Source organism: Micromonospora sp. CNZ309, assembly GCF_002846525.1.
Window position 1 is genome coordinate 5983844 of sequence record NZ_PJNG01000001.1, and the last position, 15717, is coordinate 5999560.

Consider the following 15717-nt stretch of genomic DNA (forward strand, 5'->3'; position numbering starts at 1 on the left):
CAGGCCGGCACACCTCCGGCCGTCACCGGGGGTCGTCGAAGCTCTCGGTGGCGCGTTCCCGGCGCAGGTGTGCCAGGGCCCGCCGGCCCAGGTCGGTGTCCTCCCGGCCGAGCGCCTGGTACATCGTGGCGACCTTCTCGTAGGGCTGGGCCGGAGGCAGCAGCGGGATCGCCGGGTCCACGATCGCCTCGATCAGCGTGGGCCGATCCGCTGACAGGGCCTCGTCCCAGGCGGTGTCGACCTCGGTGGGGGTGGTGACCCGGACGCCGTGTAGGCCCAGCAGCTCCGCCCAGCGGACGTACGGGGCGTCGGGCAGGCGCTGGGAGTCGACGAAGCGGGGATCGCCCTCCATCTCCCGCTGCTCCCAGCTCACCTCCGCGAGATCGCGGTTGTGCAGCACCAGCACCACGAACCGCGGGTCGGCCCAGTCCCGCCAGCGGTGCGCGACGGTGAGCAGCTCGGCGAGCCCGTTCATCTGCATGGCCCCGTCCCCGGCGAGGGCCACCACCGGCCGGTGCGGGGCGGCGAGCTTCGCGGCCAGCCCGTACGGCAGCGCCGAGCCCATCGAGGCCAGGGTGCTCGACAGGTGCGCGTCGACACCGACGGGCAGCCGCAGGTGCCGGGCGTACCAGTAGGTCACCGAGCCGACATCCACCGCCACCTGCGCGTCTGCGGGTAGCCGGTCGGTGAGGGCGTGCAGGACGTACTGCGGGTTCACCGGCTCTGCCGGAGCGGTCGCCCGCTGTCGGGCGATGTCTCGCCAGCGGGTCACCTCGCCCTCGACGCGCTGACGCCAGCTCCGGTCGGACCGCCTGGTGAGCAGTGGCAGCAGCGCCCGGATGGTCTCGGCAGCGTCGCCGAGCAGCGGCACCTCCACCGGGTAGCGCATGCCCAGACGTCGGCCGTCGATGTCGATCTGCACCGCCCGGGCCTGTCCCGGCGCCGGGTAGAACTCCGACCAGGGATCGTTGCTGCCGACGATCAGCAGGGTGTCGCACTCGTTCATCAGCATGCTGCTGGCGGTGCTGCCCAGGTGGCCCATCACGCCGGTGTGGAACGGCAGCGCCTCGTCCAGCACCGGCTTGCCCAGCAGTGACGCTGTCACTCCGGCGCCGAGCGCCTCGGCGAGGTCGACCACCTCGCCGGCGGCGGCGCGGGCGCCCTGCCCGACGAGGATCGCCACCCGCTGCCCGGCGTCGAGCAGGTCCGCGGCGGTCCGCAGGTCGTCGGCGCGGGGCCGCAGTTCGGGTACCGGCAGACCCGGATTGGTCACCATGATCCCGTGTTCGTGTGCGCCGAGGTCGGGGGCTGAAGCAGTCTGCACGTCGTGCGGCAGGATCACGCAGGTGGGGCTGCGGGTGGCCAGGGCCGTGCGGATCGCCCGGTCGAGCAACATCGGCAACTGCTCCGGGGTGTACGCGGTCTGCACGAACTGTGCGCACACGTCGCCGTAGAGGCGTACCAGGTCGATCTCCTGCTGGTAGCCGCTGCCCAACACCGACGTCACCTGCTGGCCGACCAGGGCGAGCACCGGCTGGGAGTCCAGCCGGGCGTCGTAGAGACCGTTGAGCAGGTGCACCGCACCGGGCCCCTGCGTGGACAGGCACACCCCCAGCCCGCCGGTGTACTTCGCGTGCCCGCACGCCATGAACGCGGCCGTCTCCTCGTGCCGGGCCTGCACGAACTCCGGTCGACCCGCCCGCCGCAACGCCCCCATTACCCCGTCGATCCCGTCACCGGAATAGCCGAAGACCCGGTCCACCTCCCAGTCGGCTAGCCGCGCGACCACCAGATCCGACACCGTCGTGTCCGCCACCGCCGCCTCCTCGCCTCGGTCCCTCACCGCATCAGGCCGTACCCCGAACCGCCTCGTTGTACCGGACAGGCCGCATCTCGTCGGGTTCCTCGTCTTTGCGCCGCCGACCTGTCGGCGGCCCGCCGGCTGGCACGTCGCTCAATCTGGCCCGCGAACAACGGCCACATCGAAACTCGTACACCGCTCAACTGGTGTCCGCGGCGAACGTCGTGGGTATGGTGGTCTCCGGGTCAAGACATGTGCCCAGGTCCACCGACCGCGCCGACGACGCGGGAGGATCCGACTCACCGATGCACCAGATCGGGAGGCGCCATGTCTATCCTCGAACAGCCGACTCGACACCGTGCGCGGGTCGCCAAACCGATCATGACGCTGAACCTGAACAGCGAAGGGCCGGTACCAGCTATCGCCGTTCGCGGTGAGGTCGACATGAGTACCGCCCATCTCATCGACGAGTTGGCCGCACACGTGATCGCCCGGCGACCCGCACGGTTGATCCTCGATCTGTCCCGGGTGACCTTCTTCAGCGCGCACGGCATCAGCGCCCTGCTGCGCACGCACCGGGCTGCCGCCTACGCCGGGGTCACGCTCACCCTGCGCGATGCCGCCCCGTGCGTCACCTACCTGCTGGCGGCGACCCGTACCCGATTGAGCAGCACCGTGCCGACGGCGCGAGGCGGCGAGCCGGACCCGGTTGGGCAGCGTCGCGCGGGGGAAAGCACCTCCGCATGAGGTTTGCAGGTGCGGTAGTGGGCGCAGCCCTGACCGTGATGACCGTGGCAGGCTGCGGGCCGGTGACCGACCGCGCTGACGCGGCCGCCGCTGTCACCACACGAATGCTGGACGCCGTCGCGGGGCGCGACGGCACTGCCGCCTGTGCCGTGTTGGCTCCCGACACCGTCACCGAGCTGGAACAGTCCGCCGACAAGCCGTGCGCCGAGGCGATCCTGGCCGAGGACCTGCCCGAACCCGGCGCGGTCGTCGCCACCGACGTGTACGGGCAGCGGGCGCAGGTGCGGCTGGACGGCGACACCGTTTTCCTCGCCGTCTTTCCCGGCGGCTGGCGCGTGGTCGCCGCCGGCTGCACCGCCCGAGGGGACAAGCCCTACGACTGCGTGCTGCAAGGAGGGTGAGCCATGCGATTGCAGTTCGTGCTGCTGCTGCTCGTGGTCGCCGTCGGCCTCGTCTACTTCACCGCGTTGGGGGTGCTGCATCGGTGAAGAAGTTCCTGCGCGAGAACTCCCTCGGCCTGGTATTCGGGCTGCTGTTCCTCCTGTCGCTGGTCGGTCAGGCGTTCGCGGGGCACGCCGACTTCAACCAGCGGCAACTCAGCGAGGGCCTGGCACCGGTGTCGCTCGGGCGGTACGTCACCTCGGCGAGCTTCGCCGTCGACGTCACCGAGAACTGGCAGTCGGAGTACCTGCAGTTCTTCCTCTACATCTTCCTCACCGTCTGGCTGCTGCAGAAAGGCTCACCCGAGTCGAAGGAACTCGACAAGGCCGGCCGCGAGTCCGACAAGGATCAGATGATTGGCCCGTACGCCACTGACACCTCTCCGGCCTGGGCCCGGGCCGGAGGCCTGCGGCACGCCCTGTTCTCCCGCTCGCTGGGCCTCGTCATGGGCACGATCTTCCTGCTGTCCTGGCTGGCCCAGTCCATCACCGGGGTCGCCGCCTACAACGAGCAGCAGCTCGCCAACCTCCAGGACCCGGTGACCTGGGGCGACTACCTGCTGCAACCCGACTTCTGGAACCGCACCCTGCAGAACTGGCAGTCCGAGCTGCTGGCCGTGACGTCGATGGTGGTCCTGTCCATCTATCTGCGGCAGCGCGGGTCCTCGCAGTCCAAGCCGGTCGGCGCCGCCCACTCCGCCACCGGAGTGGAGGGCTGAGCAGCGGCGGTGCGGCTGGGTGTCAGGTGCGCAGAGTGTGGCTGGGACTGCTGCCGTAGGTGGCGCGGTAGTCGGTGCTGAAGCGCCCGAGGTGTGGGTGAAGCCCCAACGCTGGGCGATCATGGTGACGGTGACACCGGTGGTCGGGTCGGCGGCCTGCAGGTCGCGGTGCGCGCGTTCGAGGCGGACCTGGCGGACGTACCGCACCGGGGTGGTGCCGTGGTGGCGGCGGAACGCCAGTTGCAGCGCGCGCGGGCGCACACCGGCCGCAGCGGCGATCTGCTCGACCGTGACCGGCTGCTCGGCGTGGTCGTCGACGTAGGCCACGGCCCGGCGTAACGCCCGCGGAGTGACCTCGCCGACGGCCCCCAGGGCCGTGGCGTGAGCGGTGTTGGGAAACACGGCAAGAGCCGTCGCCGCGAGCAGGTGACGGGTGTTCCCGGTGACCAGTGGGTTGGCCATGAGGGCGGGGTCGGACAGCACGGCGCGGGTCAGGTAGGAGACGGCCTGGGTCCAGTGGCGGCCGAGCGCCGCCGAGATCGGCCGGGAGCTGTCGAAGCGCAGGTCCGCACCGTTGAGGCCGGTCTGGGCGTAGGCGACCTCTTCGAGCAGGATGCGGGGAAGGCGGGTGGTGAACGAGTCGACGTCGTCGAACTCGGCTTCCTGGGGCTGATCCGGCTGCATCAACACCACATCGCCGGGCCGTAGCTGGTAGTCGTCCTTTCCCCTGGCGATGGTGAAGCGGCCGCCCAGCAGGTGGGTGATGGTCAGGTCCCCGTTCCGGGCAGTGCCAACCTGGGTGCGCGCCGAATAGTGCAGCCGGGTCACACCGATGTCGGCGAGGCTGGTGGTGATGGTGCGGAGACCGGCTCCGTCGCGGCTTTCGCCGAGAAGCGCACGTTGACGTCGAAGAAGGCCCGCCGGATGTAGGCATGCGCCTCGTCGGTGTCGCCGGTGGCGTAGCGCTGCCAGTGCGAGCCGGAGTAGACCGTGCCATCTGTCATGTCCACGCCTCTCCCACCCAATACTCGGCGACCGTTCTATCCACGACCCGCATCACCTTCGCGGCAGGCGCAGCGCGCCGCCCGCCCCCATGGCCGTACGGCCCCGGCCGCGGATATGCAGCAGGTAGATCGCCGCGTCCGGCCGCTGCCAGGGCGATCCGGCGGGTGCCCTTGGTCAGTCGGACAAGGGCACCCGCGTCCAACCGTTCGCGGCCGCGGCCGTCGCAGGGGCGAGTCGGCTACCTTCCCGGTCATCGTTTCGGTGGCCACGACTCGTGCTCTCCCCCGGGCGGGAACCGGCCCCCGCGTGACCGGTCCGGCGACCTCAGGGGGTGTTGGCATCGGCGTAGCGCAGGACGGCACCGATGCCGTGCTCCAGCGGTGCGTCGTCAGGTCCGACGAGGACGAGGTCGGCGTCGGTGCCGGCGATGGCGCGCAGCAGGGCGGCATCGGCGCGTACCCGTTGGGGATTCTGCACTCCGAGGGTGCGCAGGGTCTGATCGTCGGCCGCCACGAGGGTGAGGTTGTCGGGGCCGATCCAGAGGGTGTCGGTGGACGAGGTGTCGTTGACCAGCAGCACCGTGTCGACCTGCCCGCGCTGCAGTGCCGCCACCACCTCGGCCAGCCCGGCCGGCGCGGTGCCGTCCCCGGCCTGGGCCTGGTAGCGGCCGATGATGTCGCGGGTGTGCCGGTCGGCCACCTCGGCGATGGCCTGCACGGTCACGTCGTCCAGCGCGGTGTTGTCAGCCCCGGCGTGACGTGAGCCGGCGTCGGTGCGGACCGTGCGCTCACGCCACCGGACCGGCAGCCGCTGCACGAACAGCTGCGCCGCCCGGACGTCCCCGCCGACGACGATCACCTCAGCGCCGATCGACTCGGCGAGATCCACGGCGGCGGCGGCCACGTCACCGGCGTTGCGGTCCCAGGACACCTCGGCCGCCTGCTGATAGCGCCGGTGCGACCAACCGCCGGCCTGAACCTTACGCAGCGGGAACGTCTCACCGCCCTCCACCGTGCGCTGCCGGGGCACGCCGTCGGCGGTGACTGCGTCGAGGTCGCCGCCGGTCCGGTCGGCGAGCACCCGGACGTGCGGGACCTCCTCGCCGCGTTGCGCGAGCAGCGGCATCACGTGTGGCAGTGGGCCGTGATGCGCCTCGTCGCTCGGTGGGGGAGCGGGCAGCGGCTCGACCAGGGCCACCTGCCCGGCACGGGCGAACAGCGCCAACCCGTACCGGCCGGGCTGGGTTGGCTGGTCACGGACGGCCTGGTCAAGCGCGTCCAAGGTGGCGGAGTCGGCCCCCTGCTCCGCAAGGTCTTCTCGTAGCGCCCTCCAGCGCAGCTCCACCTCGTGGTCGGCGTTCTCGCCTGCACGGCTGGCGTCCAGGTAGACCGACGCCCACGGGCCGGGCTGGTCGTACAGCGGTCGGAGAAAGTTCAGGTTCATGACAACTCCTTCTCGTCGTGGCTCCCGGACCTCCTACCCCCACATCTCGCGGCATCACGTCTCGTCTGTGGGCGTCGGGTAGCGGGTCGGGACACGGGTGTTGTCAGGGTTATCCGTACTCCTCGGTCACGAGGTCGACCCATTCGCTGCCTGGACTGTCGTCGGCTGCGGCTGCCCCGACTGCGAGGTGGGCCGTGAAGTGATCGGGGGCAACGCCGCGCCAGTGGCACCTTTCGGGCGGCGTCCAAACCGTGTCGCCGGGTGCGATCTCGACGCCCTTGCCGTCGCAGGACTGGTTCAGCCCGCGTCGCTCGTGCAGGGCCGAGCGGCGCCACCGAGATCTTGATTCCTGGTTCTCGCACATCGTGTCCGAGGTGCCTGCCGGCCACGGCGGAAGGCTGGGGGTTGCCGTGCCCGCAGGGCCGGGAGTGGGGATGGCTGTGTGTGTTCCGCCGTGATCGTGGCTGAGCTTCGAGGTGCCACCCGCTCCCGCCTCACGGACGCGTTGGTTGAACGGGGCGCGGCCCTGGTGGCCGTAGACCCTGATGCCCAGGAATCGGTGGGTATGGCTGCGTGTGTTTCGCCGAGATTGTTTGGCTGACGGTAGGAGATGCCACCCGCCGCTTCGTCGTCTGCGAGATTCGGTAGACCGCTGATGGAGACCCGCGACCTGCGTTCGCATCGCTAGAAGGTGCTGGCAAACCCGAACCACAGACGAGGGCCACTCGTGCAAACCGACTGCAAACGAAAGGCGAGACGGTGGGGAAGTTGTGGATCGGCGTGGACATCGGCAAGGCCCACCACCACGTCGCCGCCGTTGACGGCGACGGCCGACTGGTCTACTCCCGCCGCGTCGCCAACGAGGAGACCTCACTGCTCACCGTCATGGCAGAGGTGTCGACGCACGGCCGCCCGGTCTGCTGGGCGGTCGACGTCACCACCGGCCTGTCCGCCCTACTGCTGACCCTGCTCTGGCGGCGCCAGGTCCAGGTCCGCTACGTCTCCGGCACCGTCGCGTTCCACATGGCTGCCGCGTTCGCCGGAGAGAACAAGACCGACGCCCGCGACGCGCTGGTCATCGCCCAAACCATCCGCATGCGCCCCGACATCCCGATCCTGGAACCCACCGACCGGCTCCTCGCCGAGCTGACAGTGCTGACGGGCTACCGCGCTGACCTCGTCGGGCAGCGTGTCGCCACTCTCTTCCGGCTGCAGGAACTGCTCACCGGGATCAGTCCCGCGCTGGAAAGGGCCGTGGACCTGAACCGGAAGGGCCCGATGATGGTCCTCGCCTGCTGGCAGACGCCGGCCGCGATCCGGCACGCCGGCGTCGACCGCATCACCGCCCTGCTCCGCCGCGGCCACGTCAAGAACGCCGCCCAGGTCGCCGAGGCGATGGTGGCCGCTGCGCGTCAGCAGACCGTCACGCTCCCCGGCCAACGCGCCGCCGCCGTGGTCGTCGGACAGATGGCCACCGAAATCCTCGCCCTCGAACAACGCATCGCCGCCGTCGACGATCTCATCGCCGACCACCTCGACCAGCACCCCCTCGCGCCGATCGTGGCGAGCCTGCCGGGCATGGGACCCCTGCTGACCGCCGAACTGCTCGTCCACACCGCCGGCATGACCGAGTACGACAGCCCTGCGAAACTCGCCGCCCACGCGGGCCTGGCACCTGTTTCCCGTGATTCTGGATCGGTTTCCGGCAACCATCGGCAGCCTCGCCGCTTTCACCGAAGGCTGCGACACATTCTGTGGATGGCCGCCTTCACCGCCGCCCGAGAATGCCCCACCTCGCGTGCCTACTACGAAAAGAAGCGCGCCGAAGGCAAAAACCACCGCCAAGCCATACTCGCCCTCGCCCGACGACGCGTCGACGTCCTCTGGGCACTCATCCGCGACCGCAAAACCTTCGCCCGACCGACGCCGACAGCCCGCGCCGCAGCCTGAACCAGCACCGTCCCCGCCGACGCGACCCTGGTTCCGCCGGCCGCTCGACCCTGCCCACCAAGATCACCCGGAGTCACATGGAGACTCCTAAGACGACGCTCTATCTGTACCCAGAGGCTCACTACCTGCGGGTTCCTATTCTGTCTTTACGTTAGCGGGTCGCACACGCGCATTGCTGTGCTCGCTTGCCGAAGATCAGCAGAACAGGCGTAAGTCCTGCTCAGGCCATGCTTCGGTTGGTCCGACGTGTCCTTGCCGAGATCCGGCGAAGCTGCCGCGCCGCGTCAGTCTACGGTGCCGCAAGAGCTTGGGCCAGCAGCGCGGCGAGTTTGGCTGCGCGTGCTGGGTGGTGATGACCGACCCAGAGAACTCGTCCGATGAGGTATTGAGCGAAATCGGGGTGGCCCGTCCGGTTCTGTATGGCGAGGCCGGTGCGGGCAGCGTTGTGGAGGATGGCGCGGAGCCGGTCGTATTCGTCGCGTGGTGTGGCGGGGTGTTGGTTGACGACGAGTCCGGCGAGAAGTTGCCGGTCGGCGCGCCCGCGGATGCGGGTCTTACCTGGGTGGGCTTGGAAGCCCTCGTCGCGGGCGATGTCGGTGACGGCGGTGATCAGGTCGTGGATTCGGCGGGTGGTGAGGTCGCCGGAGAAGGCGAGGTCGTCGGCGTACCGGGTGTAGGTGATCTCGAAGGCGTCGGCGAGGCCGGTGAGGCGTCGGTCGAGTCGGTAGGCGCACAGGTTGGCCAGTGCGGGTGAGGTGGGCGCTCCCTGGGGGAGGTGGCCGGTGCGCAGCGCCGCGAGCCGTGCCGACCGGTGCGGCAGGTCGTGAGGTGCCTGGCGGAGGACGGGGTGTGGGGTGCGGGTGGTGCAGAGTCCGGTGAGGGTGTGGGCGACGGGTTCGGGGTAGCCGGCGGTGCGGAACAGTCCGTAGACGCGGGTGGCGGGGATGTGGGTGAAGAAGGCGAGCAGGTCGATCCGGACGACGACCGGCTGCGCGGCGTGGGCGGCGGCGAAGGTGTGCGCGGAGCGGCCGGGTACGAAGCCGTGGGCGGCGGTGTGGACCGGGATGGGGCCGAGTACTTCGGCGAGGAGCCGGCGTTGCAGGGCGCGGAGCCGGGACTTGGGTGCCTCGATCAGGCGGCCGTGGTCGGTCCACCGGTAGTGGTAGTGGTGCAGCCGGTGGGCGGTGGCGCGTCGGTTCATGGCGCGTCGGTCGGCGTACCAGTCGAGGTGCTCGATGCTCAGGTCGAGCATCGCGGCCAGGTCGCCGACGGTGTCGATGACGGGGGTGCGCCAGGGACGGCGGACGGTGCGGGTCGGCGTCGCGGGCCGCGTGCGGATGACGATCGGCCGCTGGTGCTGGCGGGCGGCGGCGACTGCCGCGCGTAGCGGGTCCAGAGTGGTGAGGAAGGCAGCCAGCTCACGGGGCCGGTCGCGTGGTGGGTGGGGATAGGCGACCAGCGCCGCGTCGACGACCGGCCACAGCCATCGCCGCCGGACCCCGAGGACGAGCCCACCCTGGTCGACGAGATCGGCGCGGCGCCAGTCGTCGCCGGCGAGGAACGCGTCGGCGAGCGCGGTGGCGAGGGCGTGGATGGTGGTCACGGCCAAGCCGGGATGGATGGCGGCGTGTCCCGACGATGCCCGGTCGTGCGGGTGCACAGGCTCGCGGAGCGTGCCGACGCACCTGTGGTGTGGTGCCGAGGTGAGTGTGACGTCCCCGGGGTTGCCCCGGAGAGACCGTGACCGCGCCCCGCCTGGGGGAGCGGCCTGGTCAGCTCGGGACACGCTGCCATCCGTGCAGCGTAGCTGTCTTTGCCGCCGGCGTTGCTTATGCCCCAAAGGCCCGCCGCCCCGAACTCTCCGTCCTCCCTGACCGGCAGTCTTCGGAACAGCGGTGGCGATGTCGTCAGAGATCAGCAGGTTGCGCAGCCCGGGAACATGCACCCGGCGGCTTTCAGCGTGCCGCCGACATCCTGCTGAAGCCACCCCCCGCCGAGCCCGCCTTATTGCAGGTGGAACCTCTCGTTCACGGCGAGGGCCGCGAGCTGCTGCACGGAGAACGGCAGCGTGGTCAGGCCCGGCCGTTCGTCATCGAGGTTCGCGCCCTGTGCGACGAATACCACCACGCCGTCCGGGTGCCGGTAGGCCGCCCACTGGTCGAACCGGTGGTCGCGGCCGGGTCGGACTACCACGCCGACCTGCGCCGCTGCGACGGTCTCCACCTGGCACTCACCCTGCATGCCCCAGAACTGGCGGGCTAGCGCGCACGGCTCGGCCGGTAGCTGATTGCCCGCGGTGTGCACCTCGACGAGCAAAGGCCCCATCCGCTCACCCTTGGCCAGGGCGGCCGAGGACATGTAACCCCACACGTCGACACCGTTGACCTTGTCCTCGAACTGCGCCTGGTGCGTCCGCAGCGGCTTCTGGTCAGTGGGCTGGTTCGCCGGGTTCTCCGGCGCGGTGTAACCGGCGGGCACGACGGAGATGATCTCGTCGAGTAGCCGGATTCCCTGGTCGTATCTGGAGCCTGCTCGCGCGGTGCGGTCCTCCTGCGGGTGGCCGTCCGGTCCGGTCGGCCACGGCTGGGCGGTGTCCTTCGATGACGGAGGCGGGGCGGCCTGCGGCGCCGGACCTGCCGGGCTGTGGCCGCCGGCATCGGGGGTGAACATCGTTGCGGCGCCAGCGACCGCCAGAATCGTCGCCGCCGATCCGGCGCAGGCCCACAGGGTTCGGCGGCGGCTGCGTGCGCGTCGGGCGGCGCGCAGCGTGGCGGTCGTAGCCATCGGTGGCGGCGGGGCGCTGGTCGCCATCTCGCTACATAGCGTCTCGCGCAGGTCGTCCTCGTTCATCGTCTTCCCTTCTCGATCCCGCTGTGGGTGGGTGACAGGAGGCCCCGCAGCATGTCCAAGCCGCAGGAAGCTGCGGCGGCCAGTGCCTGGAGCATCACTAACCGGTTCTCTGGCGAGTCGGGCGGTGCCGGTCGCTCGGCGTCGTCCCCGCCCACTCGCTCCCGCCGCCACCAGCCGCGGCGCCGCTCGTCGAGAAGGTCCGGATCAGGATCTGGCGCACGTAGGCGTCCAGCACCTCATGGCGCGAGACCCGGCCCCAAGCCAGGTAGAGCTTGGTGAACGCGGTCTGAACCAAGTCCTCCGCCCGGTGCCAGTCGCCGCAGAGCAGATACACGGTGCCACGCATTGCGTCAGACCTCGCCGCGAAATACTCCGCGAACGCCGCGTCGCGATCACCCATCCAGGCCTCCGATCCCCGATTCGAGATAGTCACGTAAAGTCCGGCGCGCAGGGTTGCTCCTGCGAGGGAATTTCTCCGTGCCGCCAGGTCTGGCCGGACGCGGGAGACGGAGCGATGCCAGGCAGGGCGCCTTGAGCGCATGCTGTGAGAGATGAAGGTTCACCCGGCGTAGCCCCGGACAGGCTGGCCAAGGTGGGAAACGGCCGTGATCAGCGCGGACAAGCTGCCCCGCATGCAGCCTAATGAGTGACTTCCTGACAGAGGTGCCTTTCGCGCCATACTGCCTAGCTGCGTCAGACTCTCGCGGCACGCGGCTCCTGTCAGAGAACCGTTTCGCCGAGTGATGCGTCCTAACCTTGCGTGATGGACGTGGACGACGAGGAGCTGTTGCGCCTCGTCGGGAAGGGTGACCGCGGGGCGTTCGACGTGCTGTATGCGCGTAACGCGCCGTGGTTGGTGCTGCGTCTGCGCCGCCGGTGCCGGGATCCGGAGTTGGTCCGGGAGGTGGTGCAGGAGACGTTCCTGACGGTGTGGCGGGCCGCAGCCGGCTACCGCGGGGACGGTGCGGCGGTGGGCTGGCTGTGGTCGGTGGCGGCCGGTCGGTTGATCGACGCGCGGCGGCGTGCGTTGGTCCGTCCGCAGAGTGTGGGGGCGCCGGGCGACGACGTGTTGGCGTGGTCTCCGTCGGCGGAGGACGAGGCCTTGGCCGGTGCGTACGACGCCGAGTTGGAGCGTGCGCTGCACCGGTTGGCTCCGGAGCTGCGGGCGGTGTTGCAGGCGACGGTGCTGGATGGCCTGACGGTGCGCGAGGCCGCGGTGTTGCTGGGTGTACCGGAGGGCACGGTGAAGACCCGGGCGATGCGGGCACGCCGCGAGTTGAGGGAGGCGCTGTCGTGACCGGTTTCCATGTCGACGCCGGGGTGCTGGCGGCGTACGGCGAGGGGCGTCTCGCTGACGTCGACGCGTGGTCGGTGGAGGCGCACCTCGACCGCTGTGCGGCCTGCCGGACGAGCATCGCATCGGATGCGTCGACGGCTCTGGCGGTGGAGGCGGCCGCGGTGGCGCTGGGCGGCCGGTTGCCGACGCAGGGGCGGGTGCGGCGGGCGACCGGGTGGCGGCGGGTCAGGGTGTTGGTGGGTGCGGGGCCTGCGGCGCGGGCGGCGTGGTTTCTGTCGGTGGCCGTCACCGGGGTGCTCACCGCGGGGATGGCAATCAGCCCGACCGTGGTCCCGCCGTGGCTGCTCCTGCTGATCGCGCCAGCGCTGCCCGCTGTCGGTACGGCCCTGTCGTACGGGCCGCAGACCGATCCGTTGCACGACCTGATCGCGGGGACACCGCAGGGCGGCCTGCGAATCGTTCTGTGGCGCACGCTGGCGGTCCTCGCGGTCGCGGCGCCCGTCGCGGTCCTCGCTGGCGCGGTGACGGGCATCGGTACGCCGGGGTTGTGGCTGCTTCCCTGTGTCGCGTTGACGGTCCTGACGTTGGCGCTCGGCTCGCTGGTCGAGCCCGGGTACGCCGCGCTGGTGGTGGCCGGGGCGTGGGCGGTGGTGGTGCTGGCGCCGCCGGTCAGCGGTCTGGCGGTCCTGGTGTCGAGCGTCCCGGGATGGCTGGGGGTCACCGCGGTGGCCACGGTGGTGGTGTATGTGCGTCGGGAACGGGTGGGAAGGCAACCGGCATGACGACGGTGAGCGTCGACGGCCTGCGGGTCAGCTACGGCAAGCGAGTCGTCTTCGACGACCTGGACCTCGAGCTCGGAGTGGGCGTGCACGGGTTGCTCGGCTCGAACGGCGCCGGCAAGACCACCCTGATGCGGGTCCTGGCCACGGTCCTGCGACCCGACCGGGGTGCGGTCCGGCTGCTGGGCCACCACATCGGGAAACCGTCGGCGTTGCGGCAGGCGCGCCGCCAGTTGGGCTACCTGCCTCAGGCGTTCGGGTTCTATCCGCGCTTCACCGTGCGGGAGTTCGTCGAGTACTTCGCCTGGCTGAAGGAGATGCCGCCGGCGCGAGTTCCGCTGGCGGTGGACCGGGCGATCGAGCGGGTCGGGCTGCTGGATCGCGCCGACGACCGGATGAAGCACCTCTCCGGCGGGATGCTGCGTCGCGTCGGCATCGCCCAGGCCATCGTGAACGACCCGCGGCTGCTGCTGTTGGACGAGCCGACCGCCGGCTTGGACCCGGAGCAGCGGGTGCAGTTCCGGGCGCTGCTGCGGGAGCTGGGCCTGGATGCAGTCGTCCTGGTCAGCACACACCTGGTCGAGGATGTCGTGGCGGCGTGCACCAGGGTGAACCTGGTCGACGGCGGGCGGCTGGTATTCACTGGCCTCCCTGATGAGCTGATCGCGGCCGGTGGGGACGGCGACAGCGGCGACTCCCCCATCGAGCGCGGCTACACGGCGGTGCTGCGCGGTGCGCGGACGGCACCGCGGTGAAGCGCGCGCTGAGGGCGGAGCTACGCCGCGGTACGGCGCCCTTCGCCGCTGCGGCGATGTTCGGCGCCGGCGTGTGGATGCTGGCCGTGCACCCGGACGACTGGGCCGGCCGGTGGGCGGGCCTCGCGAACTACCTGCGGGTGTCGCTGCTGATTCTGTGCGCTCTCATGATCGCTGCCGGGGCGTGGCAGTCCGGGCGGGAACGGCGGCGCGACATCGACGAGCTGATCGCCTCCACCCCCCGCCCGGGCTGGCAACCACTGGTGGTGGCCTGGCTCGCCGTAACCGTGGCCGGCGCCGCCGGACTGCTGCTCGCGTTCGCAGGGGCGGCGGTGCTGATCGCCCGGGTCGCGACCTACACCGGCGGAGGCTGGTGGTGGACGCTGACCGTCGGTGTCCTCGCCCTGGCCGCCGCCGCCGCGGTCGGCGTCCTCGTCGGCCGGCTCGTACCGCTGCGGGTGGCGGCCCCGATCGCCGGCCTCGCCACATACCTCGGCCTGGCCATCATCACCTACTGGGACGGCACGCCCGCCGCGTGGCTCTCACCGGTCTACGGCGGCTGGGCGGTGTACTCACTCGTTCCCGGCCGGGTCACCGTGTTGCAGGCAGCCTGGCTGGTGGCCCTGACGGTCCTGCTGCTCGCCGCCGCCGCGCGGCAGCGGCGAGCAGCCCTGCTGGCCGGCGGACTCGCCGTCGCCGTCGCCGTGCCGATCACCACCGGGCCGGGCACCTACCGCCTCCCGGCCGACCCGGCCGCGGTCGAGCTGGTGTGCACGAGCAGCGGCCCGCAGGTGTGCCTCTCCCGGATCAACGCCTTCCTGATCGACGACGTCACCAAGGTTGTGCAGCCGATCCTAAGACGTCTCGACGGGATACCCGGAGCGCCCCGGCGGGCGGCCGACCAGGCCGCCCAGCCGGCCCGCCAGCCCATCGAACGGAACGACGACACGGTCTGGCTCAACCTCGACTACCAGTCCACGGCGCTGGGCGGCCTTGCCAGCCGGAAGAGCCTGCGGGCGGACTTCCGGCAGGTGACCCGGGCCAGATGTGAGGACCCGTCCGGGACACGCAGCATCAACCAGCGGGTGTACCGGACCGACACCCTGGCCACCGATTGGATGCTCGACGAGGCAGCCACCCCCGACGACGTGCCCCTCGCCAGGCTCCGCTCACTACCGGAGCCAGCGCAGCGCGCCTGGTTCGCCGCCTACCTCGATGCCGCCCACCGATGCGACATCCCGGCGTTAATCCGGCTCGGCGAGCAGCCGTGACCGGCCGCCTGCTCACGCTGCACCTGCGCGCCCGGGACGCTCCCACGTTCCTGGTCGGTGTCGGCGTCATCGCGCTGCTGGCCTGGGCCGCCGGAACCTGGCTCGCCACCAGGCCCTACTTCGACGGACCGGCCGCCCGCGTCCCCGTGGTCGCACTCGCACCGCTGCTGGCCGCACTACTGCTCGGGCCCACCCTCGCCGGCGCCGACGAGGACCTCGAACGCAGCACACCCCTGCCGTGGCGGGCCTGGCGAGCCGGTCACCTTCTCGTCGCCGCCGTTGTCACCGCCATGGCGCTCATCCTGGCCGGGCTGCGGGCGCCCGACACGTACGGTGCTCACACACTGGTTCGCAATGCTCTCGGTTGTATCGGACTGGTCGCCGGCGGCGCAGTGCTGCTCGGCGCGCGGCTGGCGTGGCTGCCCGCCTTCGTCTACGTGAGCGCCGTCTACGCTGCCGCTCCACGCCAGACCGGTGTAGTCGTCACAGCTTGGGCCTGGCCGATCCAGCCCTCAACCTCCACAACGTCGTGGCTCACCACCGTCACGATCTTCACCGTCGGTGCCGCCGCGTACCTGCACCGCGGGTCCCGTGCCTCGGCTGGCCGCCGCTACCGTCGGAGGCGCTGATCGTGGGCCCCGCCTTGCGTCAGCACGGGGT

Annotated in this window: 16 protein-coding genes and 1 pseudogene; 10 read left to right on the plus strand and 7 right to left on the minus strand. The window is 70.9% G+C overall.

The window, feature by feature from the left end:
* Nucleotides 1-22 precede the first annotated feature (22 nt).
* The gene (locus CLT72_RS25750; protein WP_101413965.1) at nt 23-1816 is read right to left on the minus strand and encodes a thiamine pyrophosphate-requiring protein; all 1794 of its coding nucleotides are present in this window, start codon (nt 1814-1816) and stop codon (nt 23-25) included.
* A 312-nt stretch (nt 1817-2128) separates the two neighbouring features.
* Here CLT72_RS25750 and CLT72_RS25755 point away from each other — a divergent pair, with 312 nt between their 5' ends.
* The 3 genes from CLT72_RS25755 to CLT72_RS25765 all read left to right on the plus strand — a co-directional run bounded on the left by CLT72_RS25755 (nt 2129) and on the right by CLT72_RS25765 (nt 3707).
* A complete protein-coding gene (locus tag CLT72_RS25755) occupies nt 2129-2548 on the plus strand; it encodes an STAS domain-containing protein (protein ID WP_158242073.1) in 420 nt (139 codons plus the stop codon).
* Nucleotides 2549-2610: 62 nt separating this feature from the next.
* Nucleotides 2611-2949, plus strand: a complete 339-nt coding sequence (locus CLT72_RS25760) for a hypothetical protein (protein ID WP_358168722.1) — start codon at nt 2611-2613, stop codon at nt 2947-2949.
* 83 nt (nt 2950-3032) lie between these two features.
* On the plus strand, nt 3033-3707 hold the full coding sequence (locus CLT72_RS25765) for a DUF6766 family protein (RefSeq protein WP_101413968.1): 675 nt from the start codon (nt 3033-3035) through the stop codon (nt 3705-3707).
* A 144-nt stretch (nt 3708-3851) separates the two neighbouring features.
* Here the strand turns inward: CLT72_RS25765 and CLT72_RS33090 are convergent.
* Nucleotides 3852-4169, minus strand: a pseudogene (locus CLT72_RS33090) (helix-turn-helix domain-containing protein); the annotation flags it as partial.
* 54 nt (nt 4170-4223) lie between these two features.
* Between CLT72_RS33090 and CLT72_RS33095 the strand changes: the two are divergent.
* Complete coding sequence (locus tag CLT72_RS33095) at nt 4224-4415, plus strand: hypothetical protein (RefSeq protein ID WP_486484330.1); 192 nt, start codon at nt 4224-4226, stop codon at nt 4413-4415.
* 116 nt (nt 4416-4531) lie between these two features.
* Here the strand turns inward: CLT72_RS33095 and CLT72_RS25775 are convergent, their stop codons facing one another.
* Together CLT72_RS25775 and CLT72_RS25780 are read right to left on the minus strand one after the other, a co-directional pair.
* Nucleotides 4532-4711 carry a hypothetical protein gene (locus CLT72_RS25775; protein WP_144082329.1) on the minus strand — a complete coding sequence of 60 codons (180 nt, stop codon included), beginning with the start codon at nt 4709-4711 and terminating at the stop codon, nt 4532-4534.
* A gap of 325 nt (nt 4712-5036) precedes the next feature.
* Nucleotides 5037-6155 carry a baeRF2 domain-containing protein gene (locus CLT72_RS25780; RefSeq protein ID WP_101413970.1) on the minus strand — a complete coding sequence of 373 codons (1119 nt, stop codon included), beginning with the start codon at nt 6153-6155 and terminating at the stop codon, nt 5037-5039.
* A gap of 759 nt (nt 6156-6914) precedes the next feature.
* On the opposite strand from CLT72_RS25780, the gene CLT72_RS25790 reads away from it, so the two are divergent.
* Entirely contained in the window at nt 6915-8105 is a 1191-nt protein-coding gene (locus tag CLT72_RS25790; RefSeq protein ID WP_101413971.1) for an IS110 family RNA-guided transposase, read from the plus strand.
* A gap of 289 nt (nt 8106-8394) precedes the next feature.
* Here CLT72_RS25790 and CLT72_RS25795 read toward each other — a convergent pair whose 3' ends face one another.
* From CLT72_RS25795 to CLT72_RS25805, 3 genes are all read right to left on the minus strand, one after another.
* Nucleotides 8395-9708: a reverse transcriptase family protein gene (locus tag CLT72_RS25795; protein WP_396803873.1), complete on the minus strand. Its 1314-nt coding sequence runs from the start codon at nt 9706-9708 to the stop codon at nt 8395-8397.
* A 401-nt stretch (nt 9709-10109) separates the two neighbouring features.
* A complete protein-coding gene (locus CLT72_RS25800) occupies nt 10110-10955 on the minus strand; it encodes a hypothetical protein (RefSeq protein WP_101413972.1) in 846 nt (281 codons plus the stop codon).
* Nucleotides 10956-11052: 97 nt separating this feature from the next.
* Nucleotides 11053-11355 carry a sigma factor gene (locus CLT72_RS25805; protein WP_357716167.1) on the minus strand — a complete coding sequence of 101 codons (303 nt, stop codon included), beginning with the start codon at nt 11353-11355 and terminating at the stop codon, nt 11053-11055.
* Nucleotides 11356-11715: 360 nt separating this feature from the next.
* Here CLT72_RS25805 and CLT72_RS25810 point away from each other — a divergent pair, with 360 nt between their 5' ends.
* Genes CLT72_RS25810 through CLT72_RS25830 form a run of 5 tightly spaced genes read left to right on the plus strand, consistent with a single transcriptional unit; the run spans nt 11716 to nt 15686 of the window.
* Entirely contained in the window at nt 11716-12252 is a 537-nt protein-coding gene (locus CLT72_RS25810) for an RNA polymerase sigma factor (RefSeq protein ID WP_101413973.1), read from the plus strand.
* Nucleotides 12249-13034 carry a zf-HC2 domain-containing protein gene (locus tag CLT72_RS25815; RefSeq protein WP_101413974.1) on the plus strand — a complete coding sequence of 262 codons (786 nt, stop codon included), beginning with the start codon at nt 12249-12251 and terminating at the stop codon, nt 13032-13034. Before CLT72_RS25810 ends, CLT72_RS25815 begins: the two co-directional genes overlap by 4 nt.
* The gene (locus CLT72_RS25820) at nt 13031-13786 is read left to right on the plus strand and encodes an ABC transporter ATP-binding protein (RefSeq protein ID WP_101413975.1); all 756 of its coding nucleotides are present in this window, start codon (nt 13031-13033) and stop codon (nt 13784-13786) included. The genes CLT72_RS25815 and CLT72_RS25820 overlap by 4 nt, the downstream gene beginning before the upstream one ends.
* Nucleotides 13783-15057 (plus strand): hypothetical protein, encoded by a 1275-nt coding sequence (locus tag CLT72_RS25825; protein WP_101413976.1) that lies wholly within the window; start codon nt 13783-13785, stop codon nt 15055-15057. Before CLT72_RS25820 ends, CLT72_RS25825 begins: the two co-directional genes overlap by 4 nt.
* Nucleotides 15054-15686 carry a hypothetical protein gene (locus CLT72_RS25830; RefSeq protein ID WP_101413977.1) on the plus strand — a complete coding sequence of 211 codons (633 nt, stop codon included), beginning with the start codon at nt 15054-15056 and terminating at the stop codon, nt 15684-15686. The genes CLT72_RS25825 and CLT72_RS25830 overlap by 4 nt, the downstream gene beginning before the upstream one ends.
* The last annotated feature ends 31 nt before the right edge of the window (nt 15687-15717 follow it).